This window comes from Caldicellulosiruptoraceae bacterium PP1 (genome assembly GCA_041320695.1).
In the GTDB taxonomy this organism is placed as follows: domain Bacteria; phylum Bacillota; class Thermoanaerobacteria; order Caldicellulosiruptorales; family Caldicellulosiruptoraceae; genus JBGGOQ01.
On record JBGGOQ010000005.1, the window covers coordinates 38,940 to 64,709 of the forward strand.

General features: G+C 29.4%; 27 protein-coding genes, 1 tRNA gene and 1 pseudogene. All 29 read left to right on the forward strand.

What is annotated here, in order from left to right:
• The first annotated feature begins 19 nt into the window (after window positions 1–19).
• The 29 genes and pseudogenes from ACAG39_08150 to ACAG39_08290 all read left to right on the forward strand — a co-directional run bounded on the left by ACAG39_08150 (window position 20) and on the right by ACAG39_08290 (window position 25,400).
• A tRNA-Gly gene (locus tag ACAG39_08150) sits at window positions 20–93 on the forward strand.
• 159 nt (window positions 94–252) lie between these two features.
• Window positions 253–582, forward strand: coding sequence for an anti-sigma factor antagonist (locus tag ACAG39_08155; GenBank protein MEZ0537211.1), 330 nt, complete (start codon window positions 253–255; stop codon window positions 580–582).
• Between the two features lie 24 nt (window positions 583–606).
• Complete coding sequence (gene spoIIAB / locus ACAG39_08160; protein ID MEZ0537212.1) at window positions 607–1,062, forward strand: anti-sigma F factor; 456 nt, start codon at window positions 607–609, stop codon at window positions 1,060–1,062.
• A complete protein-coding gene (locus ACAG39_08165) occupies window positions 1,055–1,777 on the forward strand; it encodes a SigF/SigG family RNA polymerase sporulation sigma factor (GenBank protein MEZ0537213.1) in 723 nt (240 codons plus the stop codon). The genes spoIIAB and ACAG39_08165 overlap by 8 nt, the downstream gene beginning before the upstream one ends.
• Before the next feature lie 69 nt (window positions 1,778–1,846).
• Window positions 1,847–2,542 carry a ComF family protein gene (locus ACAG39_08170; protein ID MEZ0537214.1) on the forward strand — a complete coding sequence of 232 codons (696 nt, stop codon included), beginning with the start codon at window positions 1,847–1,849 and terminating at the stop codon, window positions 2,540–2,542.
• A 17-nt stretch (window positions 2,543–2,559) separates the two neighbouring features.
• Window positions 2,560–2,988 carry a TIGR03826 family flagellar region protein gene (locus ACAG39_08175; protein MEZ0537215.1) on the forward strand — a complete coding sequence of 143 codons (429 nt, stop codon included), beginning with the start codon at window positions 2,560–2,562 and terminating at the stop codon, window positions 2,986–2,988.
• Between the two features lie 72 nt (window positions 2,989–3,060).
• Window positions 3,061–3,339 (forward strand): flagellar biosynthesis anti-sigma factor FlgM, encoded by a 279-nt coding sequence (gene flgM, locus ACAG39_08180; protein ID MEZ0537216.1) that lies wholly within the window; start codon window positions 3,061–3,063, stop codon window positions 3,337–3,339.
• Window positions 3,340–3,379: 40 nt separating this feature from the next.
• Window positions 3,380–3,865 carry a flagellar protein FlgN gene (locus ACAG39_08185; GenBank protein MEZ0537217.1) on the forward strand — a complete coding sequence of 162 codons (486 nt, stop codon included), beginning with the start codon at window positions 3,380–3,382 and terminating at the stop codon, window positions 3,863–3,865.
• Window positions 3,866–3,886: 21 nt separating this feature from the next.
• Entirely contained in the window at window positions 3,887–5,461 is a 1,575-nt protein-coding gene (gene flgK, locus ACAG39_08190) for a flagellar hook-associated protein FlgK (protein ID MEZ0537218.1), read from the forward strand.
• 12 nt (window positions 5,462–5,473) lie between these two features.
• On the forward strand, window positions 5,474–6,421 hold the full coding sequence (gene flgL / locus ACAG39_08195; protein MEZ0537219.1) for a flagellar hook-associated protein FlgL: 948 nt from the start codon (window positions 5,474–5,476) through the stop codon (window positions 6,419–6,421).
• 20 nt (window positions 6,422–6,441) lie between these two features.
• Window positions 6,442–6,819, forward strand: coding sequence for a DUF6470 family protein (locus ACAG39_08200; protein ID MEZ0537220.1), 378 nt, complete (start codon window positions 6,442–6,444; stop codon window positions 6,817–6,819).
• A 91-nt stretch (window positions 6,820–6,910) separates the two neighbouring features.
• A complete protein-coding gene (locus ACAG39_08205; protein ID MEZ0537221.1) occupies window positions 6,911–7,159 on the forward strand; it encodes a nucleotidyltransferase domain-containing protein in 249 nt (82 codons plus the stop codon).
• 35 nt (window positions 7,160–7,194) lie between these two features.
• Window positions 7,195–7,647: a flagellar assembly protein FliW gene (gene fliW / locus ACAG39_08210; protein MEZ0537222.1), complete on the forward strand. Its 453-nt coding sequence runs from the start codon at window positions 7,195–7,197 to the stop codon at window positions 7,645–7,647.
• Window positions 7,648–7,658: 11 nt separating this feature from the next.
• The gene (gene csrA, locus ACAG39_08215; protein MEZ0537223.1) at window positions 7,659–7,901 is read left to right on the forward strand and encodes a carbon storage regulator CsrA; all 243 of its coding nucleotides are present in this window, start codon (window positions 7,659–7,661) and stop codon (window positions 7,899–7,901) included.
• A gap of 156 nt (window positions 7,902–8,057) precedes the next feature.
• Window positions 8,058–8,672: pseudogene (locus tag ACAG39_08220) on the forward strand (DUF4143 domain-containing protein).
• Window positions 8,673–8,849: 177 nt separating this feature from the next.
• The gene (locus ACAG39_08225) at window positions 8,850–9,686 is read left to right on the forward strand and encodes a hypothetical protein (protein MEZ0537224.1); all 837 of its coding nucleotides are present in this window, start codon (window positions 8,850–8,852) and stop codon (window positions 9,684–9,686) included.
• Window positions 9,687–9,689: 3 nt separating this feature from the next.
• On the forward strand, window positions 9,690–10,844 hold the full coding sequence (locus ACAG39_08230; GenBank protein MEZ0537225.1) for a BREX system ATP-binding domain-containing protein: 1,155 nt from the start codon (window positions 9,690–9,692) through the stop codon (window positions 10,842–10,844).
• Window position 10,845: 1 nt separating this feature from the next.
• Window positions 10,846–12,066, forward strand: coding sequence for a BREX system ATP-binding domain-containing protein (locus ACAG39_08235; GenBank protein ID MEZ0537226.1), 1,221 nt, complete (start codon window positions 10,846–10,848; stop codon window positions 12,064–12,066).
• A gap of 5 nt (window positions 12,067–12,071) precedes the next feature.
• Window positions 12,072–13,229: a BREX system ATP-binding domain-containing protein gene (locus tag ACAG39_08240; GenBank protein MEZ0537227.1), complete on the forward strand. Its 1,158-nt coding sequence runs from the start codon at window positions 12,072–12,074 to the stop codon at window positions 13,227–13,229.
• Between the two features lie 8 nt (window positions 13,230–13,237).
• On the forward strand, window positions 13,238–15,331 hold the full coding sequence (locus tag ACAG39_08245; GenBank protein MEZ0537228.1) for a DEAD/DEAH box helicase: 2,094 nt from the start codon (window positions 13,238–13,240) through the stop codon (window positions 15,329–15,331).
• Window positions 15,332–15,458: 127 nt separating this feature from the next.
• The gene (locus ACAG39_08250; protein ID MEZ0537229.1) at window positions 15,459–16,724 is read left to right on the forward strand and encodes a flagellin; all 1,266 of its coding nucleotides are present in this window, start codon (window positions 15,459–15,461) and stop codon (window positions 16,722–16,724) included.
• A gap of 90 nt (window positions 16,725–16,814) precedes the next feature.
• Window positions 16,815–17,438 carry a hypothetical protein gene (locus ACAG39_08255; protein ID MEZ0537230.1) on the forward strand — a complete coding sequence of 208 codons (624 nt, stop codon included), beginning with the start codon at window positions 16,815–16,817 and terminating at the stop codon, window positions 17,436–17,438.
• A 298-nt stretch (window positions 17,439–17,736) separates the two neighbouring features.
• Entirely contained in the window at window positions 17,737–18,030 is a 294-nt protein-coding gene (locus ACAG39_08260; protein ID MEZ0537231.1) for a hypothetical protein, read from the forward strand.
• A 9-nt stretch (window positions 18,031–18,039) separates the two neighbouring features.
• Window positions 18,040–18,606: a hypothetical protein gene (locus ACAG39_08265; protein MEZ0537232.1), complete on the forward strand. Its 567-nt coding sequence runs from the start codon at window positions 18,040–18,042 to the stop codon at window positions 18,604–18,606.
• 11 nt (window positions 18,607–18,617) lie between these two features.
• Entirely contained in the window at window positions 18,618–18,875 is a 258-nt protein-coding gene (locus ACAG39_08270) for a hypothetical protein (protein MEZ0537233.1), read from the forward strand.
• 349 nt (window positions 18,876–19,224) lie between these two features.
• Window positions 19,225–21,243: a DEAD/DEAH box helicase gene (locus tag ACAG39_08275; GenBank protein MEZ0537234.1), complete on the forward strand. Its 2,019-nt coding sequence runs from the start codon at window positions 19,225–19,227 to the stop codon at window positions 21,241–21,243.
• A 10-nt stretch (window positions 21,244–21,253) separates the two neighbouring features.
• On the forward strand, window positions 21,254–21,949 hold the full coding sequence (locus tag ACAG39_08280) for a hypothetical protein (protein ID MEZ0537235.1): 696 nt from the start codon (window positions 21,254–21,256) through the stop codon (window positions 21,947–21,949).
• A gap of 1,618 nt (window positions 21,950–23,567) precedes the next feature.
• Complete coding sequence (locus ACAG39_08285; GenBank protein ID MEZ0537236.1) at window positions 23,568–24,875, forward strand: HD domain-containing protein; 1,308 nt, start codon at window positions 23,568–23,570, stop codon at window positions 24,873–24,875.
• Complete coding sequence (locus tag ACAG39_08290; GenBank protein ID MEZ0537237.1) at window positions 24,876–25,400, forward strand: YwgA family protein; 525 nt, start codon at window positions 24,876–24,878, stop codon at window positions 25,398–25,400.
• Window positions 25,401–25,770 lie beyond the last annotated feature (370 nt).

Consider the following 25,770-nt stretch of genomic DNA (forward strand, 5'->3'; position numbering starts at 1 on the left):
CGTTGAAAGAATATGAATTGCGGGTGTAGTTCAATGGTAGAACACCAGCCTTCCAAGCTGGCAGCGTGGGTTCGATTCCCATCACCCGCTCCAATAATGAATATAAACTCCAAACTTTATGTTTGGGGTTTTTTTATTTATATTGACAAGAAAATATTAACAATACGACAAAAATATACAAAAAATAATAAAGGAGTTTTTGAGGAAAAATAGAATTAAGATAAATAAAACTATTAACTTGAGGTGAAACATATGGAATTTGAATCAATTCAAAACCGAGATATCCTCATACTTAAATTAAAAGGTGAATTAGATCAATTCTATGCTGATAAATATAGAGTTAGGTTTGATATGAAAATTGTAAGTCCAGATGTAAAAAAGGTTGTCATTGATATATCTGAGCTTACATTTATGGATAGCTCAGGTATTGGATTTTTGGTCGGAAGGTTCAAAACTGCAAGGGCTTTTTCAAAGGAGCTTGTTTTGGTATGTAGTTCAAAATATATTAATAGAATGCTTTCCACATGTGGAATAGAGAAGTTAATAAAGAAATATACAAATATAGAAGAAGCAATAGGATAAATATTATTGAAAGGTGTGTATGTAATGAAGGTTTTAAATTCTTTTGAACTAAAAATCCCTTCAAAATCACAAAACGAAGCATTTGCAAGGGTTGTAGTGGCTGCTTTTGTATCACAACTTGACCCTATGTTAGACGAGCTTACAGAAATAAAAACAGCAGTGTCAGAAGCAGTAACAAATGCAATAATTCATGCATATGAAGATAAAATTGGTGAAATAATAATAAGAGGGAAAATTTATGAAAACTGGGTGGTAGAAATTGAAATAATTGATTTTGGCAAAGGAATTGAAGATGTAGAATTAGCTATGCAGCCTCTTTTTACAACAAAGCCTAATGACGAACGATCAGGTATGGGCTTTACGGTTATGGAGACATTTATGGATAAATTGGATGTTACATCAGAGGTTCAGAAAGGTACCATTGTAAAAATGCTTAAGAAAATAAAGAATAAAAAAGGTGAGGGAGTAGAAATTGAATGAGATTCTATCCCAAGAGGAATTGATAAAAAGGGTAAAATTAGGTGATCAAGAAGCAAGAGAAAAACTAATTGAACAAAATATTCCTCTTGTTTGGAGCATTGTAAAAAAATTTACATCCAAGGGTTATGAAACAGAGGATATCTTTCAGATTGGTTGTGTTGGCTTGATTAAAGCTGTTGATAGATTTGATCCAAGCTTTAATGTTAAATTTTCTACCTATGCAGTTCCAATGATAATTGGCGAAATTAAGCGATTTATGAGGGATGACGGGAAAATAAAGGTTTCACGAAGAATAAAAGAAAATAGTGCAAAGGTAAAGAAGTTTAGAGATGAGTATATAGCAAGATACGGTAAAGAACCTTCAATATCAGATATTTCTGAAAGTACTGGAATATCGTATGAGGATATTGTTGTGTGCTTAGATGCCTCAAATGATATTTCATCACTAAATGAGGTTATAAATCAAGAGGATGGAAAACCAATTACACTTATGGACATAGCATCAGAGGAAGACTATTCTTATAAGCTTTTAGATATATTAGCACTAAAAGAAGGGCTAAAAAAACTCAAAGGCAGAGAACGCTACATAATATTTATGAGATACTTTAAAAACAAAACTCAATCACAGATTGCTGATGAGCTAAAAATATCACAGGTTCATGTTTCACGAATTGAAAAAAAGGCTCTTGAAAGAATTAAAGAAGAGTTTGTATAGGAGCTTATGGAAATTTTTTTATCAATATGTTTTAATTATATTTAGATAAATTTTTTCTTTAAAAAATCAATGATTGATAAATTATTAGAATATATTTTCCCATCAAGATGTATTTTTTGCGGTAGATTAGGTTCTACTCCATGTGTTGAGTGTGAAAAAGAGATAAAAAAAATTGAAGGCAGAGTGTGCTTAAAATGTGGTGTTCCGATAGGTGATATAGTATATAACTATTGCTCATATTGCATCAACAAAAAAACATATTATGATAAAATAATACCTGTTTTTTACTATGACAAGAAAGTAAAAAAAGGAATTAGATTATTTAAGTATCATGGATTCTATCAAAGTGCAGAAAAATTTTCTGAATTTATGAAGGAAGCAATTGAAAAATCCGATATTATATATGATATAATTGTTCCTGTTCCAATTAGTAGAAAAAGATTTCTAAAAAGAGGCTACAACCATTCTGAGCTATTGGCAATGAAGCTATCAAAACTTTTAAAAACAAGATACGTTAATGTATTAATTAGAACAAAGGATACAAAGCCATTCTATAAACTAAAAAAAGAACAAAGAGAAAAAGAAATACGAAATTCAATTGTAATAAACAAAAGATATATTGATTTGATTAAGGATAAAAATGTGTTACTTATTGACGATATATTTACAACAGGTGCTACATTAAATGAATGTAGCCGAATACTTAAAGAAAATGGAGCCCAAAAAGTTTTTGCAGCAGTTATTGCTATTGCAAAGTATAGATAATTCGAGGGGGTTTAAAAATGAATGTTAGAAACTGCAAAAGATGTGGGAGAGTTTATCTATATAACGGAAGCCCAATATGTCCACAATGTCAGAAGGAAGAGGAAGAGGATTTTAAAAAGGTAAAGGATTATCTTTATGACCACCCGGGAGCATCTTTGCCTGAAGTAGCAAAAGCAACTGGTGTTTCACCCGACAAAATTTTAAGATTCTTAAAGGAAGAAAGATTAGAGATTATTGGGGAGAGTAATATTGTTTTAGAATGTGAAAGATGTGGGAAATCAATAAAAACAGGGAGATTATGTGAGGATTGCAAAAATGAAGTGGGTAATAAATTTCTGAGCTATATTGATAATAATAAACCTGTAAAGAAAGATGAACCAATTAAAGATAAAAAAGAATCAGGGTATAAATATCTTACACGTGATTTTAAAGATGAGAAGAAATAATAAAACTAGTAGTAAATTTTCTTCCATTATCACCGATATATCTTATGAGAAAGTTTTAAGAGGATGAGGGATATGAGGATAGAGGATAAGTTTAGGATATTTCAGATTTACAACAAGACTTCAAAAGTTGAAAAGGTAGATAAAAAGATAGTCTCTCAAAAAGCAGATAAGGTTGAGATTTCTCAAGAGGCTAAAGATTTTCAGGCTATTTTAAATGCAATAAAAAATACACCTGATATAAGACAGGATAAAGTTGATGAAATAAAGAAAAAGATTGAATCTAACACATATAATGTTTCTTCAAATGATATTATTGAAAAATTGATTAGTGACTACAAGAACTCAAAGTAAGGAGGTTAGTGGCTGCACATATATGGCAGCCATATAATTTATGTATGAGTTATTAAACAAAGTATTGAATTTATTAATGGATGAGATTGGTATACTGAAAAATATATTGGAAATTCAAAATGCAAAGACAAAGTTTATTGTAGAGAATAAGGTGGCTTATATAGTTGAGCTTAATAATAAAGAGAATATTGAAGTAAAAAGATTAAATGATATTGAAAACAGCCGATATCAGTATATGAATGAGATTTCAAAAATTATTGATAAAGACAACATTAATATTGATGACTTAATATTGCTTTCTGATGGTGATATTAAAGAAAGGCTAATGAAAGCAAAAAATGATATTGAAGATGTTATTTTAAAACTTAAAAAAGTAAATGAAATAAATCAGGGACTAATTAAAAGTTCACTTGAATATATAGATTTTATGGTAAATCTAATTTCATCTAATCAGCTAGAAACAAGCTATGAAAAAAGTGGTAAAAACATTGATAAAAGCAGAAGTCTTTTTGATATAAAGCTATAAATGACGAAAGGATGAGAATATATGTCCTCACCATTTTACGGACTTGAGATTGCTCGATCAGGTATATTTGTAAATAGAAAGGCTTTAGAAGTTACAGGGCATAATGTAGCTAATGCTTCAACACCGGGATATACAAGACAGGTTTTAAATACAAAATCAGTTCCAGCATATAGTAGTGTTTCTTTTTTTGACCCTAAGTTTCAAGCTGGTTTTGGAGCTGATATCCAAAGCCTTGACCAGATTAGAGATATGTTTTTGGATATGCAGTATAGAAACGAAGCATCTCGTGAAGGTGAATACTCTATAAAAGCAGACAACCTAAACTTTATTGAGGCAATTTTCAACGAGCCTTCTGATACAGGAATTTCAAATGTTTTAAACCAATTTTTTAGTGCCTTACAAGAGCTTTCAAAGTCACCGGAAAGCTTGACAACACGTGCATTGGTAAGACAAAGAGCACAAGCTTTAGCTGATACAATTAAAAAAGTAAATCAACAGCTAGAGGATTTGCAAGTGGAGCTAAACTCTCAAGTTTATGATAGAATTTTAGACATTAATAGTATAGCATCTCAAATTACCGATTTAAATAAACAAATATTCACACTAGAGCTTCGTGGTGAGAAGGCAAATGATTTAAGAGACCAAAGAAATCTTCTTGTAGATAAGCTTTCTAAGATTGTTGATGCAAAGGCCTATGAGGATAGCGAAGGAAGGTTTTCTGTATTCATTGGAAACCAAGTACTTGTAAATCACTTTACTTATTATAAACTTGAAACTGATAAATCGAAGATTACTAGGGATAGTGGTTTTGATTCTACAGGCCAGCCAACACAGTTTGATGTAAATGATACACTATCCCAGCAAAACCTATATGATACGCCAGGTCTTTTTGTTGTTACATGGGCTGATACGGGACAAAAGGTTGCTATAAATTCAGGTGAGTTAAAAGGGCTTTTGGACCTTAGAGATGGTGTTGGTGGACTAAATGAAGATACGCTTGCAGGAATAGATGTTCCAAATGAAAATACATTTACAGGAATACCATACTATTTAAATAGACTTAATGAGTTTACAAAAAAGATAATTGAACAATTCAATGCTGTTCATAAAACAGGATATTCTTTGAATGGAACAAAAACAAATATAAATTTCTTTGAACCAGATGCCTCAAATACAGAATTTTTCTATGCTAAAAACATAAAGGTTTCTGATGATATAATGAACGACTTAAATAACATTGCAACAACATCTGATGTAAATAGTCTTCCAGGTGGAAATGACCTTGTGAATAAAATGCTACAAATAAGATCGAATACAACACTTTTTAATGAAGGTAGTATAGAGGATTTTGTAAAGTCTTTAATATCTAATTTAGGTGTTGATTCACAAGGAGCAAAAAACTTTTCAGAAAATCAAAAGGCTATGGTAACTCAGCTCGATAATAGAAGACAGGCACTATCTGGTGTATCAATTGATGAGGAGATGACAAATTTAATTAAATATCAGCATGGATATCAAGCATCAGCAAGAATGATTAATGTTTTTGATGAGATGATTGATACACTCGTAAATAGATTAGGGCTTGTAGGAAGGTAAGGTGAGACATTAATGAGAATTACAAATAATATGATGGTAAATAATTTTCTTTTAAATCTAAATAAAAACTTAGCTCGAATGGATGATTTGCAGTATCAGATGTCAACAGGTAAAAAAATAAGATATCCTTCTGATGAACCAGTTATTACTGCAAGGTCATTAAGGCTAAAAACTGATATTGCTGAGATAGAACAGTTTGACAAAAATGTTGATGATGCAACTTCTTGGCTTGATACAACCGAAAATGCACTTCAGGACATAGGAGATGTACTACAAAGAGTTCGTGAACTTGCAGTTAGTGGTTCAAATGGAACCAAAACAAAAGAGGATTTATCTCAAATTGCTAAAGAAATAAGTCAGATAAAAGACCACATTATTCAAGTTGCAAATACAAACTATGCAGGAAGATATATTTTTTCTGGGTTTAAAACTTCTACTGCACCAATTAACTCAGATGGGACATTTTCAGATACTGGAGATTATTCTTCTTCAGGTGGATATCAAGTAGATCTTTCTACAAAGCAAAATGTTATTGAGTTTGAGCTAATGAAGGGTAATTTTATTCAGATAAATAAAACTGCTAATGATATATTTAATCTCAAAAATGAAACTGACCCAAATAAAGGGAATTTGTTTAAAGTACTAGATAACCTTATTACTAACCTTAATAATGGGGATTATAATGCAGTTTCAAACCAATTAGGAGATATTGACAAACATATTGATAATGTTGTTGCACAAAGAGGGGATATAGGGGCACTACAAAACAGAATGGAGCTTATAAAAAATAGGCTTTCAGATGACAATGTTAACTTTACCAATCTTTTATCAAAGAATGAAGATGTTGATATAGCAGAGGCAATAATGAAACTAAAACAAGATGAAAATGTATATAGATCTGCACTTGAAACTGGTGCAAGGATTTTACCACCTACATTACTTGACTTCTTGAAATATTAATGTAAAGAGATGATTCAAAAATGCAGCTAAATATCTTGTCATTACACACCGAATTTCCAAAGGTAAAAATTCAAACCGAGCAGCTTAAGGTTAAGATAAATCAAGATGAGTGTTGGAATGAAAGGAATTTAGGCTCAACAGCATATTTAATCGAAAGTTCGGCTCAAAGAGGCTATAATGCAGTTTTAAACTTTACAGCAAAAACTGCTCAAAACGGCGATAGATTAAGCCAGATTGAAAAAGGCGGTAAACCCATAATAGATATATGTGTTGAAGAAGCTTTTGAAAGCATTGACTATAACGTTGATGTAATTCCCAAATCAAAACCTGTGATTTATTTTGAAGGTGGTACTGTAAATATCGACTTTGAAATGGGCTCGGTTGATGTGAGGGTGTGAAATTAAAAGGGGTAGAGAGAATGGCTAATAAAGTTATTAGACCAGAATTAGAAACAATATTGAAAAAATATATTGAAAATTTGAAAAAAACATTGTTGTATTAGATGCATATCTTTTTGGATCATATGTAAAAGGTACTTTTAATGAGGACAGTGATATCGATATTGCAATTGTTTCAGAACAGTTTACTGGAGATATAATAGAAGATACATTTAGGCTTATGAGATTTAGAAGAGATATTGATTTACGAATTGAGCCACATCCATTTACACCAAATGACTTTGTTGATGATAACCCATTGGTTAGTGAAATAAAAAAATATGGTATAAAGATTATATAAAATTAAATAATTTATGTATTAAGGAGTAATAGGTTATGTTAATTCAAAAATCAGTTTTACAAACAAGAGTATTTGGAGAGCTTGAGGTTACAGAAGAGAATATAATTGTATTTGAAGATGGTATACCAGCTTTTGAAAATCTAAAAAAGTTTATTATAGTTGAGGAAAAAGATAGCCCATTTAAATGGCTACAATCACTTGATGATAAGGATATTGCATTTGTTATCATTAATCCATTCGAAGTTGTTCAAAACTATGAATTTGATATACCAGATGAGGTTATAAGTAAATTAGAAATAGAAAGTATTGAAGATGTTGTAGTCTTCTCAATAGCAGTAATACCAGAGAACATAAAAGAAACACGTATAAATCTAAGAGCTCCAATTATTATAAACGTAAATAAGAAAAAAGGCATGCAAGTTGTATTAGATGATGAGAGATACCGCATAAGGTTTTATCTATTTCAGAATTCAACTTATGAGAAATGAGGTAAAAAAGCATGCTTGTGTTAACGAGAAAAGCTGGTGAGCAGGTTTTAATTGCTGATGATATAATAGTTAAAGTTATCAGTATTGAAAAAGATATAGTTCGTATTGGCATTGAGGCACCAAAGAATGTAAAAGTTTTGAGGTATGAGCTAATTCAAGAGGTAAAAAGCGAAAATGTTGAGGCACTGCAGGGTAAAGAGAGGCTTATGAAGATTAAGGATTTGAAAGGGCTTATCAAAGATGATGAGGGATGAGATTATAAAGGCAGGTTTTATGGGATATTGATTCTAAAAACCTGCCTTTTTGATTTTATGAGTCTATCGACTGCTTCATTTATCCTTAGAATGCAGGGTATATTACAAAAAATATAAAGTACAGTTTATATTAATAAGCTAAAAATGCAAACATCTTTGGAAATAGTTTTTTTGTATCTTTGTTTTAATTCTTCAAGTGTAATCAATATTTCAACCATCAGCAAGCAGATTGAAAATGTATCAATAACCACAGTAGAAAATTATATTCACTTGCTTGAAAATGCAAATTTGATTTATAGAAGCTTCCCAATTGAATTGGGTGGCAAAAAGATTTTAAAAGCAAAACCAAAAATATATATATCAGATCCAGCCATTAGAAATGCAGTCTTAATGATGGAAGAGCTTTTTACAGATAGTAAAGAACTTGGAATTACAGTTGAAACAGCAATTTTTAAGCATGTATACAATTTTTATAATCAAACAAATGCGAAGGTAGGTTATTTTAGAAAGTCCACTGATAAACAAAAGGAAATTGATATTGTTGTTGAGTTTCCAAATGGCAAGGCTTTAATCGAAGTAAAATTTAGAGAAGATAGCACACTTCCTGAGAGTGATGCAATTGTAGAGATGAGCCAAAAAGAAAAGGATGTAATCTCAGCAGTACTTATCACAAAAAGAGCTGAAGATTATGGGAAGGTTCAAATATCAACTAAAGTTCCAATAATAAAAATCCCTGCTTTTGCGTTTATGTATTTGATGGGTAGAAGATGATTTAAAAATATGCTTTTTGTAGGCTATCAGTGATTATTTTTGCTGATAGCTTTTTATATTTAAAAAAGTTCTATCAAAAATTGCTTTTATCTTGTTAAAGTGAAACCAAGGTGGTATAAATAAATTAAAAGCAATTAATTTTGTAAAAATCACCAAAGATGAGGGAGGCGTATTTATATGAAGCAATCATCAAAACTTGAAAATATTATAAAAGAGCTCAAAGAGGGTTTAAAGATATTCAATAAAATAACAGAGATAAAGCCAAATGACAAAGATGTTTTAGAAAAATTAGAAAAATTTGTAAGCAATACTTCGAATCTTAATAGTGTATTTGAAACGCTGAATGACATCATAACCAGAGCAAAGGATGTAATTGCTAAAGAAAAGGAAACGATGGCTGATAATTTTAAATTAATTGAATCTGAACTAATAATGGAGCTAAAAGAAAAAGGTGTTCACTTAAGAGAATGTAGTGATGGTTGGAGAATAAAAAGCATTCATTTAAAGACAAAACCTCAATATTCGGCTGTTAGCATTTCATACAATAACCAAACAATCATTGATTGGACGAGGGTTAGTTCTAAAGAAGATATTAAATCTTTGATAGAAGAGGCGGAAAAATTACTAATTCAATACCTGATGCCTAAGAATGATCTTGTAGATATATTCTGGGATGCATATCAATATGCAAGGTTTAAGAATGGAAAGGATATTATGAGCATTTTGGATTTTTATACAGAAGTAAGATTAATTCAGCTAAGAAGATATTTGGAGAAAAACAAACCTGATGCTAAGATAACAAAGTATATAGAGTTTCCCAAATGGGCTTTTTTGTATAATTTAGATATATACAGGAGCATATGGAATGAGGTACCCAAAAACAAACGGATTGCCTTGCAAACTGGCAGTATGCAAGAAACAATGCAGGGAAAAGGGATGTATGTAAACGGACTTAATCCTGATGATGATTACAAGATAATGTGTTATGTTTATGAAGTAAAAGAAGGTGTTTAAAAAATGCAAGTGATAAGCAAGGATAGTATTATATCTTCACTTGAGAAAATTGCTCAGAATGGGACAGATGATGTTGAGATTGCAGATTTGATTGATGTTGGGGATCAGGATTATATGAACTATTTGGAAAACGAAGTGATTGAAAATCTTATAGCAAAAGGTGGAGCAACATGTAAATTTATTGAAGGTGCTTATGGTGCTGGAAAAACTCATCTTTTAAATCTCATTTACAAAAAAGCTTTATCAAAAGGTATGCTGGTTGCATTTACAACTCTAGACAGTGCTATTTCGTTGACTGATTGGAAACTGGTGGTTGAGTACATCTTAGAAAATGTCGAATACAGGCATGAAGGAATAACATACAAATCACTGCCGGAGATTTTAGCTTTTGCAGGAGAAAAACTTGTAAATGAGAAACAAAAAGAGATTTTAAAGTCAGCAAAATTGCCCTCTACAAGTTTTAAAAATGCCATTTTGCTTGCTCTTAATAAAAAGAATTTGAATAGTGAGGCATGGGAAGTTGTAAAAGAGTATCTGGTTGGTCGAAAAGTCAATGTTCAAACCTTTAAAAGAATAGGAATTAATAACATAAGGGCAAGTTTGAGCAAGTCTAATGCAGAGAATATTTTAAAAACAGCTTTATCATCTTTACATATTTTAGGTTTTAAAGGGGTTGTATTGTTGTTTGATGAAAATGAGAGAACTCTTTCTGGTTTTGGAGAGAGAATTTCAAGGCATAATCAGCTTGCAGCAAATCTTATGCGACGATTAATAGATGGATGTTCAAATGGTGCTTTGGAAGGGGTTTTGATAATATTTTCGGTTTTACCTGATTTTATATCACAGGTTGCAAGTAGGTATGAGGCTTTAGCTCAGCGTTTGCAAATAGTTAAAGGTGAAAATAAATCGATTGGTTGGCGTATTCCATTTCAAAAGGTTGACTCTGTTAATACAATGAGAGACAACCAACAGATTTTTATGGTTAGAATGGTTGAGGCTTATTTGAGAATGGCTAAAAATTTTGGCATCTTAAATGATGATTTTAAAAAACAAGTCATAGATACATGTAGTATGGTGCTGAAAAGGAATATAAGCTCGGGCTATAAACGAGAACTGGCAAAGACTATTGCTACTATGATATTGGAAAGGATGAGATAAATTGGACAAGGACTTATTTTTAAGAGCATTATATACCATGGCACAACACGGAACGGCACCAGCTGAAGGGTGTAAGTTTATTGGTGTTGGATATGAAAATTTTTTTGAAGCCATTAAACAAAAATATTTTTATGAGCAGTTTGGTCGAAACATTTGCTCGCAGAAGTTTGTTGTAGGGCCATATGGTTCTGGCAAGACACATTTTTTGCGGCATTTAATGGAAATAGCAAGGGATGAAAATTGTGTTACTTCTGAAACTGCTTTGAATAGGGATATAGATTTTTCTGATAAGCTTCTGATATACAGTGAAGTTGTGCGAAATATAAAAGCACCTTTACAGAAAAATGAGGGTTTAAGTGAGTTTTTAAGATATACACTGAACAGTATGATAAATGATACTAAAAATCCTCAGTATTTAAAAGAAAGATTTTCAAAAGATATTAATGATAGCAGATTTAAATCAAGGGAATTTGGAAAGGTGCTAAAATTAGCATTGATTTCTTATATTAATAATGATATTTCAACCTTTGATTTGTGCTGTGATTATTTATTAGGTAATATCTCAGACAATAAGCTATGTAAAGAATTAGGTATACCAAAAGTGACAAAATCAGCACAAAATAAGCGAGCAGAGGATATGCTTTTTTCTCTTTTTCAGTTTGTTTATTATATCGGTTATAGAGGAATAATTGTTGGCTTTGATGAAGCCGAGCAGAGCTTTAATGTGGACAGAAAAAAACTTGCTAAGATTTTTGCAACATTACGCTCTTTATTGGATGCAGTTGTTAATTTAAAAGATGCATCTGCTTTAATTATATATGCTATGACAAACGATGTTTATGAGGAAATGAATAAATACCCAGCTTTGCAGCAAAGGCTTTCAAGCCCATATGACAAAGATTTTTTCAGTGGAAATATTTTGGCTCCAGTTATTGATCTTACAAGGCTTGACTCGATTGACTTATCAAAGAAGATAGCTATGAAGATTTCAGATGTATTTTATGATACTTTCAAAGACCAGATTAGCATTTCAAAAAATGAGCTACTAAAAAAGGCTGATGAGATATCAGGTGAAATTATAAGAAGAGGTGTTTCAAGCTCAAACAAGCGTGAAATAACAAAGGCTGTTTGCACATGTTTATTGGGAGTTCTTGAAGGTAGAGAGTGTAATAGTAACATTTTAGAAATAAATACACAAAACATATATGAAGATGAGGTATAAAGGACATGGTGAAAGACGATATCGCATTTAAAAAATTGAGGATTATTGAATCGCTCAGATTTGGATTGGTGCCAGAGTATTACATAGACCAGCTTACAATAGGCTTTGAAAAGATAAAAGATGTTACAGATAAGATATTAAGAAAATGTGAAGCTTTTATGCCTGTTGGATTTCAAGTATGTGGTGAATATGGCTGTGGGAAAAGTCATACCTTATCTGTTATGAGATATATAGCAAGAAAAGAAGGGTTTTTTACTTTAAAAGTGGAAGTTGATGGTGAAGGTGTGAGTCTTTCTAATCCAACAAAACTTTTGAACATGCTGTTTTTGAGTGTTAATGACAATGACATATATTCTGACTATCCAATAGTAAGTCTTTTTTTAAAGGCTTTGATGCTGAAAAATAGCAGCTTTGATAAACTAAAAAGATTTGAAACAATCGAAAAATACCTGCATGTTATATCAGCTTTGGCAGAGCTTGGTTTAGTGGATGAGTATTCTTATTTTATAGAATCACTTTTTTCATGCTCTGATGAGGTAAGTGCAACTGATGTGAATAAAATACTTTCAGAAGCTTTGAGATATTCAGGTCATTCAAATTTAAAACTAAAAACTCTTATTAGCAGAAAAGTAGATGAAAGATATTTGGATTTTATTGAGGCTTTAGCAGAAATTGCCACTTTAGTAGCTGCAGCTGGTTATAAAGGGCTTGTTGTTACAATTGACGAGTATGAGGTTGAGAGAATAAAAAATCCCAGCAATTATAAACTAGTTCAAAATATGCTGCAGATAATCGGACAATATCTGATGGGTAAATTGAATATTCCAAAAGCTCCACTTTGTATAATCTTTTCAGCAATAAACCAGGGTGGTGAAAAGGGTGATCCAGACATCACAAGATATATTTCCAAAACACCTGAAAATATGTTTGAGGTGACAAGGTGGAGTGAGCATCATAAGATAGAACTTCTGAAAAAGCTACATGTTCTTTACTGTGAAACTTATCAATTGTGGTCTGAATTTAGTTTAAACACAGGGGAAACTCTTACAAAGCTCATAGAAAGTAAGGTTCCTAACAGTGAGAGCAGGCAAATTCGTTCGATTATAAAATGGTATTTGACACTTTTGGATTTGCAGTATGGTCCCCCAGGCAAAAGTAGGTGATAAGCAAGATGGATAATAGTTATTTAGAAGATCTTGCTATAAAAAATCAGCTTTCCTCAACATGGGATATGTTTTTTGGAAGCTACGGTAGGCTAAAAGATGTTCAAAGAAGGGCAATTCCCAAAATACTTGAGGGGAAGGATATTTTAATATGCTCACCTACTGCGAGCGGTAAAACAGAAGCGGCATGTGCACCTTTAATTGAGACTTTAAAGTCAAGATTCAAGGTTTGGACAATTTTATATATATGCCCAACAAGAGCACTGGTTAACGATATCTATGAAAGGCTTTATTCACGGCTTGTATACTATGGTATTGAGATATTAAGAAAAACAGGAGATTATCAATCAGAATTTAAAACCATTCCAAATATACTAATTACAACACCAGAGTCATTTGACAGTATGATGTGTAGAGGAAGACTTAAAAATGGCTTTGGGCATATTTTATCTTGTGTTTATGCAGTTATTTTAGATGAGGTGCACCTTTTGTATGGTAGCTCAAGAGGTGAACAGGTAAGGTGGCTGATTGAAAGATTGAGAAGGCTAAAAACTCAGGCATTTAAAGAAAAATGGTGTGATGATGAAAAGATTCAGATTGCTGCAATGAGTGCTACAATGAAAGACACTGAGAAGATATTGAAGTATTATATTCCTAATGGCGAGATAGTAAAAGCTGAAGGAAAAAGAGAGATAAATCTAATTTCAGATGAAATTGTTTCGATTGATGAGGTAATATATAAGTATTTTTGCAGTGCTGATTTTCAAAACAGGTTTAAAAAGATACTGATTTTTTCTAATTCAAGAAACAGAGTTGATGCTCTAGCAGCAGAACTCAGAAACATTTTAAGAAATTCAAACTACCAAATTGTATCTCATCATGGAAGTTTGACAAGGCCTGAAAGAGAAGAAACAGAAGAAATTTTAAAAAGACAAGAAAGGGTTATAGCAGTTTCATCTTCTACCTTTGAAATAGGAATAGATATTGGTTCAATCGATCTGGTTGTTTTGGAAGAACCACCGCTTGACATTAACAGCTTTCTTCAAAGAATTGGTCGTGGAAACAGGAAAAACGAAAAAATAGATATACTTTTATGTGCTGAAAGTGATGCTCAAAGGTTAATTCAAAGAGCTATGCTTTTTTGTGCACAAAATGGAATTCTTTTCAATACAGCATCTGGTGATATTTTTCATGTTATTATTCAGCAGATAATCTCATACATATTTCAGTCAAAAGATTTGAAACGAAGCAAAAATGCATTAAAAAGCGTAGTTGAATCTTGTTTAAAATATCATTTTGAAGATTTATCAGTTGAGAATGATATTATAGATAATCTAATTTTAAGCGGTCAGCTTGTAGAAGCAGACGATGGCAGACTAACAGTAAACAAGGATTGGCTTGATAAGTTTTCGAATGGGCAAATTCATTCAACCATCAGATTTGCAAGTGGAATGTCAATTTATGATTTTGAAAAGAACAAGGTTTTAGCAATAAATATTCAAGATTTTCAGAATAAAAAGATTAAAATAACAGGTGAAAGCAAAGAGATAATAGATGTTCGAAAAAATAGTATAATTGTTAAAAATTCATCTGAGAGGTTTGATAGCGGTGTTTTGAGTTATGTACCATATGAAACTGTATTTTTTAACATGCAGCCATATGCAATAAGGTCATATTTGAATTTAGAAGATCATGTTTTTCATTACATTACAGAAGATAATATGGTATATGTCTTTCATTTAGGTTCAACACAAAGGGAATTTTTTATAAAGTTATTGATGAGGATGTTGAATTTAAAGGGCATTGAAGCTGTTAACCCGTTTTTTGTGCAGTTTAATAAAAGCAATTACAAAGAAGTTATTGCTTCTTTGAAAAATCTAAACTGTTACCCAATGCTTGAATTTATAGAAAAAGACATTGAGTGGATAGAAAAAGCTCTCAAAATCAACCCTTACAGCAAACTGCTCCCAATAAAAATCAGGGTAAAAGAAATAGTTAGGATTATAAACTTAGAAGATGAAATAAAACTATTTAAAAAGGTTGAATTTCAAGATATTACAGATACACAATTAGCAATGAATCTTGAAAAATTAATTAGCTAAATTTAAAAAAATTTTTTCCTTAACCCCTAAACTCAAAAAAATATTCTACCGATAATCTTATTGAAAACAAAATAAAGCTTCATAGGGACGTGAAGCTAAAAATTAATTTCAGGGAGGGTGTTTTTAAATGCGTATTAATAACAACATTCAAGCTTTAAACACTTACAACAGACTTACAATCAATAACTCAAACTTATCAAAATCACTTGAAAAATTGTCATCAGGGCTAAGAATCAACAGAGCAGGCGACGACGCAGCAGGTTTGGCAATATCAGAAAAGATGAGAGCACAAATAAGAGGTCTTGACCAAGCCTCAAGAAATGCTCAAGATGGTATTTCTCTTATTCAAACAGCTGAAGGAGGATTAAATGAAGCACATTCAATACTTCAAAGAATGAGAGAACTTGCAGTTCAAGCAGCTAATGATACAAACGTTGATCAAGATAGAACTGCAATAAATGACGAAATTAATCAATTAGTACAAGAACTTGACAGAATTTCAAATACAACTGAATTCAATACACAGAAATTATTAGATGGAACATTTAGTGGTAAATTTCAAATTGGTGCAAATGAAAACCAAACATTAACACTTGATATCAGCAAAATGAATTCTGCAGCTCTAGGGCTTGCTAGTTCAATAGAAGTAGAAACAAAAACAAGTGCAGCAGCGGGGGCACTTATTAAAGATGGGACATATACAGTAGATTCTGCAGGAGCTAAACTTCTTGATTCTGCTGGTAAACAAGTTGGAACAATATCTGGTAAGGATATTACTCTTGCTGATGGTTCAACTACAGTTTCGTTTACAAATGAAAATATAACAGCAGGTGCAATTATTAAAGTTTCAAATAATGGTGATACTTTCACTATGGAAAAAGTAGTAGCATCAGGACAAACAAACGATAAGTTAGCAGCAGGCACTTATACAGTATCAGGAAGTGATGTATTAAAAGATGGTTATAAGATAGGTACTGTAAATACTACTACTACAACTCAAATTGATTTACTTGATGGAACATCAATAGATCTTAATACAGTATTTGAAAAAACAGCAGGTCTAACAGATGGTGATACATTTGAAATTAAAGGAGTAAATGTATCAAATAATACACTTGCTGGTGGTAGCGTAACAGCTATAGATAAAGCACTTGAAACAGTGTCTAAGGAAAGAGCAAAACTTGGTGCTTATCAAAATAGATTAGAACATACTATTACAAATCTTAGTACATCAGCTGAAAACTTAACATCAGCTGAATCACGTATTAGGGATGTTGATATGGCAAAAGAAATGATGAACTATACAAAGAACAACATCTTAATGCAAGCTGCAACTGCAATGTTAGCTCAAGCTAACCAAGCACCTCAGGCAGTATTACAATTATTAAGGTAAAAAGATTTTGTAGCAAAAAATGTAGAGTCAGGAAGGAATACTTCCTGGCTCTTTTAGTATATAAAACTTTCTAACAAAGGATGATGAAGAGTGGAAGAAAATTGTATTGATCTTTTTATGGGTATTTTTAAGAATGAACCAAGTTTAATTAAATTATATTTAGAATATGCTTTAGAATTATTATTCATATATGATAAACATTTAATTGTGGAAAATTTACATGAAAGAACAATAGCTCATAGATTAGCAATTTACCTTGAAACATTATTTGGTTTTTGTTTTAATGTTGATTGTGAGTATAATGGTAATAAAGATCATGCAACTGGTAGGAAAAAGATTTGGGTTATTGAAGATTTAAAAAGAAAAGCATTTGATAAGTTAAAATGTTTGATGATGTATCATCAAAATTTAAAAGAAGAAGTTTTAGAGTTTTTGCAGGAAGTTAATGTTTATCCAGACATAATTATTCACAAAAGAGGAAATAACAACTATAATTTATTAGTTATAGAAATAAAGAAAATGAATTCGGATTATGATGATATTATTTATGATTACTACAAATTGCAACAATTTACAAATCAAAATGGAGAATTTCAATATGCTTATGGAGTATTCATCGAATTTTATACAGGAAGAAAAGCTTACAAAAAACCTTTATTAAAATGGTTTAAAGATGGGAAAGAAGATGATGAACTTAATAAAGAAAATATTTAAGAAGTTGAAAATTATGTGCTTATTGATGTAATAATGCCAAAACACATGAAAAAATTCAAATTCATAGGCTCATCATGCCAAGATAATTGTTGTATTGGTTGAAGAGTATCAATAGATGAGGGAATTTACAAAAAGTATAAATAAGCCAAAAACTCTTTTCTCAAAGCTGATTTTGAAAAATATATAAAAAGAAATCGTTCAACCCCTTTAAAGTTTAACTTTGGCAAATTTGTAATGAAAAATAATGGTAGATATCCTTTTTTGGATTAGCAAAATCTTTGCAAAATTCAAGAAGAACATGTCGAAGATTTTTTCCACAACCTGTTATTATTATCCACGAATAATAAACCTTGTTGACAGGGTTTTTGAAAAATTAGCAACTATATCTTGTCCTGTTAAAGCAATGATAGTATTGATAAACAAAAATGGTATTAATTTTATTCAGATTCAAGAGCAATTTGAGCGACCAGTTAGTATAAACAAAGTTATTGATGTGAAAGATTTTAGAACTAGAAACAACATAAAAAAATATTTGTGGGATATAAGAACATTTTGCATCCAACTTATAAAAACAAGAGAATATTCTATATAGGATAGATTATTGATTTTAGACTTTTTTATGCAAAAACTAAATAAGATAAAGAGCGTCAACAATATAAATGGTATTCCAAAGCTAATTGATATATATACTAAATTTGTAAAGAATGGTTTTTTAGGAAACTTAAAAGATGTGCTTATAAATTATGCACTTCAAATGAGATTATCCAAAGAAATAGCAGATATACTTTTTTCTTCTCCTGGCATTAGTCTGAAATATTTAGATTTATTTGCAAAATTTTTGCAAGGACTTGACTTTAGATATGATGTTTCATTAGAAAAATTACAGAAAATTATATTCATGCATACGAAAATTACTTTGTATCTTTTTTTGCTGATAAAGAATATGTATTTGAAAATTACATTGTTAATTATATTTTCAAAAACCATTGAACAACACAATCAGGCATGTATTTTGAGTGTGCTAAATGCATTGAAGAGGAATGAAAATGATGATTTAGCTTATATGGTAGTATTGATAAAAGGACAAAAGGAATGGCGAAAATTATATGAAAATTATGCAGAAGTACTTGTATATGGTATTTTCAGCTCTATGGCTTTTTCGTTTTAGAAAATTATGTGTTGGATAGAAATCACAAAAGTGAAAATCAAGCATATGATGCAGATATTATTACTGTTAGATTTCCATATGTTTATGAAGAAATTGGTGAAAGAAAAGACAACTGGCATGATAAGTTAAAAGATATGATTCCTAATTTTAAAAAAAATATTATAGGTGTAATTTATGAAGTTAAGAGTGGTAAAAATGGATATTCAGTAAGTGATTTATTTAAAGGAATAAAGCAAAAACAATGTTTACAACGATTTGGGTTTTATTAGGTCAAAAATAAAGATTTTGATAATGATTATAAATAGTTGCTAAGTAATAGTGTCTATTGTAATGAAAAATATACAATAGTTAAATTTCTCATATCGTTGGGAAGTCACAAAAGTGTAAAACTATTTAAAAATATAACGCTAACTGAAATTGATTATTTTATTTCTTTAAAAATAAGAAAGTATAGAGAAAAATATTCAGATAGAAACTTTTTTGATTCTAGTTTAATTTAATATGTTACCTGGAAAATACATAAAGAACATTTTTTGAATTAAAGTTGAATATAATTTCAGCAAATATTATAATCATAATAATATTAATTTTTTACTTTATTCTTCTGGGGGAATTATGATGAATAATAACAATAATTTTTTCATTGAAGTTTCTGAAAACAAAAAGAATGATAAATTATTTTCTTTTATTTCGGAAATAAAAAATAGGCTTGTAACAGAAATCTACCTTATTGAAAAACCACTTCCCTCTCCATATTCACAAAGGGAATATAGTAATGAAAACTCATATATGATATTGATTCCTGGAAAAAAGATTATTTTCGTTGATTGTTTAGATAATGACAATGATATTGAAGATTATAAAGATGAAATTTTAGATGATATTAGTGAAATGGCGGGTGTGCTTGGATTTAAGAATCTTATTGGAAGACCCAAAAATTGGGAACAGAATGGATTAATAGCGACATTTCAATTAAAAAAATTGTTAGAATATGCACAAGGGAAAAATTATGACGAATTTTTAATTGAAATTGATTTTAGAGATAATATAGAAGCTAAAAGAAAATCTCAAATTATAGTTTCGCTTCTTATAGGAGTAGCTAATAATCCAAATATCATAACCAAATTAGTTCCACTATCTGTATTAGAGAAAGTTAAACAAAGGATAGTCTTATTTGATTTAGACCAGACAAGATTTATCTATTACGAACCAAATAAAAAAGTTATAAAAGTTCAAGGTTTATCAGGAACCGGTAAAACAGAGTTGTTGTTTCACAAAATAAAAAATTTATATTTGTCGAGTGATAATATTAAAATCGCATTAACTTGTCATAACAAAGTTTTGGCAAATACTTTAAAAGAAAGATTAATAAATTTTTTTAATTTGGCAAAAGTTACGAAGCAAATCAAACAAGAAGATTTGTTTGTTGCCCGTGCATGGGGTACAGAGACAAATCCTTTTTCTGGTTTATATAGTTATATAACGCATTTTTATGGGATTCCATTTTATCCTTTTTACCAGTTTGAAAGTTTTGATTTAACATGCAAAAGGGCAATTGAAGATTTAAAGAATTTTGGGGTTGAAGAGTACGCTTTTGATTATATTTTCATAGATGAAGGACAGGACTTTTCTGATAGTTTTATTGAGTTATGTAAATTAGTAACTAAAGAGAAAGTATTTGTTGTAGGTGATATTTTTCAGGATATTTTCAAAAAAGAAGACATCAATACAATAGTTGAAGCAGATTTTGTTTTAAAAAGGTGTTATAGAACTGATCCGAAAACCTTGATGTTTGCTCATGCTTTGGGTATGGGACTGTTTGAAGAAAAGAAACTAAACTGGTTAGAAGATAAAGAATGGGAGTTTTGTGGCTATACAGTTGAGAGAAAAAATGAGGAAGTAATTTTGAGAAGAGAGCCAATAAAAAGATTTGATGATGAGGAGCTTGATAATATTAAAGACAGTGTTAAAATTTGCTGTGATAGCAAAGATTTGATTGAGGATATTATTAGCATAATAAAAGATTGCAGAAAACAATATTCTGATATAGAACCAGGGGACATTTGTGTTATATTTTTAGATAATGATAAAGACATATATGATATGATGTCAAAATTAGAAGGTAAAATTTATAGTGAGTTTGGATGGGAAAGCAATAGAGCGTATATTTCTAAAAAGAATAAAAAAGATGCTGTTTTTTTAAGTAATATAAATAATGCAAAAGGACTTGAATTTAGTTTTTCTATATGTGTAACAAAAGAAATAAAAGATGATTTAAGGTATAGGAACAGTTTATATACTATGTTGTCTCGATCTTTTTTAAAGTCTTTTTTAATAACAAAGGATAGCGAAGAAAAATTAAAAACCATTTTGGGCGGTTTAAAAAAAGTAATGGAAGAATATTGTATAGTGACCAAAGAGCCAACCACAGAGGAAAAAGAAGAGATTAAGAGATTGCAAATCCATGCTAAAAAATCGCCTGATGAAATATTTGAAGAAGTTTGTGATGAATTTCACATTGAAAATGAAGAAAGGAAGGCAATAAAAAAGCTTATAATTAAGCGTAAAGGCAGTCTTCCATCAAATAAATCTGAACTTAGAGAAATAATTGCTAAACTTGAAGATATATGGGATTAAGGTGATTGCCATGGAAAAATATCACTTTTATTCCTATAAAGATTTTTTTAAAAAACCAATAAGAGACAAAATTGATATTCTTAAGGTTTTGGTTTATACGTTAGAAATAATCTTGAATTCAAATGGTTGCGATAGTGAAAAAAGTAATATAACAGTGGTAACAGGTAGGAAAATGCAGAGAGTTTTTTACAACTATGAGAATAAAATTTTCTCTATAAATTTTCCTTTCTCTATTAAAAAAGTGGAAAAGAACTTTGAGTTGTTTTGGAATGACATACTAGTAGATCATGTTATAATTGCTACTATTTTATCACTGATAGAAATTGATGATGAAGGAAATATAAAAAATAAAGAATTTTTTGAGATTGTTATGGATAATATAGAAGACAAAAAATATGAATGTTCATTTAAAGACGATGTAATTACAGCTAAAATTATTGGAAATTCAATAAAAATCCTAAAATATTTGTTGGTTATTGAAGACGGATATCTTAGATATGACTGCGATGTGGAAAATTACAGAAAAGCAAAAGAAAAAGGAAATATAAATAGGCATCCTTTACATCATTTAGATATATTTTATTTAGATGATAATACTTTTAAACTTGGTCTTGATAATATAAATGCTTCATGCGTTAATATGTTAATTGATATACTAAACATAGATACAGATGCTTATTTCTTAGATATGAAATATCAATGGTAAAAAATATAAATAATTTGTGTATTTAAAACTCATTGTCTTATTTAAAATATTCTTTAAAATTAAAATCAAATTCTTTATATAATATTAGCTACTTTGAAATTTGATGATTAATAAAACTATGATACATTGCTATATTACTTGTAACAGGTGCTATAGAAATTATCAAGGATAAAGTAAGAAGGAACAACAATATCTTTGAAAATGTTCAATAATATTTATTGATTATATAGAAGAATTAGCTTTATATAGGAATAAAAAATCTAAAAATGACAATTGTTCAAGCTTTTCTACAGATAAATAAAAACGCTTCTCATAGAGTAGTTTTAAATAATTCTATCATTTTTATTAAAATTATTTTCTTACTTTTTTAAGAAACTCTACAGTAGTTGATATCGCTTAAAATGTGTGATTTTATCTGGGTTAAAAAGTTGGGATAATAAATAACGTCAATTTTAGTGGAAATATTTTTAGTTATTCTTAATATTTAATAGTATTATAAATTATTTTGGAAAATGAAAATTCATAATAAATTATTTAAAGATAATTTAGTAATAAATTCATCTTTTAAATGAGGCAAAATAAGAAATTATAGGAAAGATAAAGCTGATTATTTAGTTCTTATAAATTTTCCTGACCGAAGAATTGATAATTATACATGAAAAGTTTTATTTGTATTTTAAAGAGATGAAAATACCCTAAAAATATGAGACAATTATTAAAATATAAAAGCTTCTCATAAACTAAATGGATAAAACGAATTTAAATTTAATAAAAACAAAAAATATCTTTTCTTTAAAATGTACCATGTTCTAAACATAGATTTTTTGAAACAAAAAATATGTTACATTTATCAAAACCAAGTATAGATCTTTTGGAATATACCATTTTACGAATTTTACAAATTTAGTTTTGGTGTTAAAAAAGTGTATTTATATAGTCGTTATGATTAAAAAATAAAAATATTAAATTTTAAAATGAAGCTTACCATAGAGTAATGAAACAAACTTAGTTTGATGTTAAAGAATATATTGGGTTTTATTTTATATCCAATACCTAAACCTTATTTAAAAGGTTTTATGTCAATAGCTGGGGGTGGGTGAAATCAAATGCCTACCCAAACTTATTATAAAAGAATATTTTAATTTTTAAAGATTTAATAAGTATAAAATAAAAAAACATAATAAAATAAGCCAACACACAGTTGGTAAAAATATTTAAAAAAAAGAGAGTAAAAGATTGGTACAATAGACTACAGAGGAGGATATTCAACTATAAAAACATTATGGAAAAATTTTCAAATGAGCTTAGTAACATATGTAGAATAAATGTATTAGAGAAGCTTTTAGTGGCAGTATAGATAAAAATGCTATACTAACTATAAGGTTATATACATAAAATGGCAAGTACCAGATTCCCATATGGGAATCTGGTACATATTGTCAACTAATATCATACACAGTTTTTCTAATTAATTTGTAATTTCCAGTTACTTTTAAAAAAGTGTTGCATTTAATATTGCAATTTAAAATCAAAAATAAAATTGATATTTTATATTTACATACGAATATAAGTTTGTTATAATTATATTTACTATATATTACATATAGGTGAAAAAATTATGTCAAATCATCGAAGTGATGAAAAGGTATTTAGGGATATTGTTCATAATTTTATATATGTAACTGATAAGCCAATATTAGACTTAATCAATACAAAAGAAATGCAAAGATTAAGAAGAATAAAACAACTTGGTACATCATATCTTACATATCATAGTGCTGAACATACAAGGTTTACGCACTCTTTGGGTACTTATGAGATTATGAGAAAAGTTTTATCAATATTTCAAAGAAATGGTCTTTTAAATATTGACGAGGATGAGCGATTATTATATTTGTGTTCAGCTCTTCTTCATGATATAGGACATGGTCCATTTTCTCATGCTATTGAAAAAGTCATAGATAGGAATCATGAAGAATGGACAAAAGAAATAATTGAAGGGGACACTGAGATTAATAAAGTTCTTAGAGGAGTTGATGCTAATTTTCCAAAATATATTTCTGATATTATTTCAAAAGTGTCTTCAAAAAAATTAATAATTAATCTAATTTCTAGTCAGCTTGATGTTGATCGTATGGATTATTTGTTACGAGATAGTATAGTTGCTGGAGTTAGTTATGGACATTTTGATTTAGAAAGATTATTACGAGTTTTAATACCTTATAATGATATAGTAGTTGTAAAAGAGAGTGGACTACATTGTGTTGAACAATATCTTTTAGCCCGATATTATATGTATTGGCAAGTTTATTTTCATCCTACCACTAGAAGTGCTGAAATTATTCTAAAAAAAATTTTTGAAAGAGCGATCTTTCTTTATAAAAATGATGAGATAAAGGATTATTTTTTACCAAAGCCAATAAAAAGTTTATTAAAAAATGATTTATCTTTAGAAGAATTTTTAAAATTAGACGAAATAATGGTACTATATTGTTTTAAAGAATGGACTAATTCAAAAGATGAAATATTATCTGATTTATGCAATAGATTTATTAATAGAAGATTATTTGAATATATTGATTGCAAAGAATCTGTTTTAAAAGAACCAATGTTATTTTTTGAAATTCAAGAATGCTTAAAGGAATTATATGATAAAAAAGGTATTAAACTTGAATATTATTTTGATATAGATAGACCCAGAGATGTTTCATATGACTATTATAGACCAGGTGAAAAAGAAGAAAAAGTGGCTATAAATATATATTCTGGTACTAAAATAGTTGAATTATCAAGAAAGTCAAAACCTGTAAGTGCATTAGCTGGAGAAGAGCTTATTCAACATAGGATATATTATGTTAGTGATATGATTGGTAAAGATGATAGCAAATTAAAAGAGATTTTGAATAAAATAAGTGGGGTGAAATAGATGATTCTTATGGATTATTTTAAACTTGCTAAAGTTTTTTCTTGTTGCAATTCTTTTGATAGTAGAAAGAAGGTCCAAAAAATTATATACATTTTAAAAGAAATGGGCTATCCGTTCAATGAAAAATTTGATTTTCATTTTTATGGTCCTTATTCTCAAGAACTTGCTTTAGAGATTGAAACTTTAAGTTATATGGGCATACTAAAAGAAACAAAGGAAGAAAATCAAGGATGGAATCAGTATTCTTATCAAATTACAGATAATGGGAAGAAATGGGCGGAAAAATGTCAAGATAATGAATTGAATGGCATTGAAGATATTGTTAGAACTTTAAATAACAAAACTGCAAGAGAGTTAGAACTAATTGCTACTATATTATATTTTAAGAATTTATCAAAAGAAGAAATTATTCATAAGATATATGAATTAAAATCTGATAAAAATTACTCTGAAAATGAGATTAAAAATGCTTTTAATTTTATAAAAGAAAAGCTCTTTATCAACAGTTGGGGTAGGCAAAGTTAAAAATGCCTACCCTTTCTTGTTTTCAAGATATTTTTGAACTAATAGATGAAATAATTTATGTTTACCTAAAAATGAGCATGACAAGATCGACCAACTAAAGGTTGGATTTTTCAATATTGATAACAAAATTAATTATCTACAACAATGAGGGACTCTATTTCTTTTCTATTCAAAGTTTTTATAACCTAAAACCTTTTTTTGACAACTTTAATTTTATTATTAGATATTCCAGTACATCATTGGCATAAAGGTATCAAATAAATTGACAATTTCTTTACCTACACCCCCTCAAACACATCCCACAAATCAATCTTAATCCTGAAATAACCGATACTTCAACAACATCACTTTCGCAATAAATTTCAGGTCT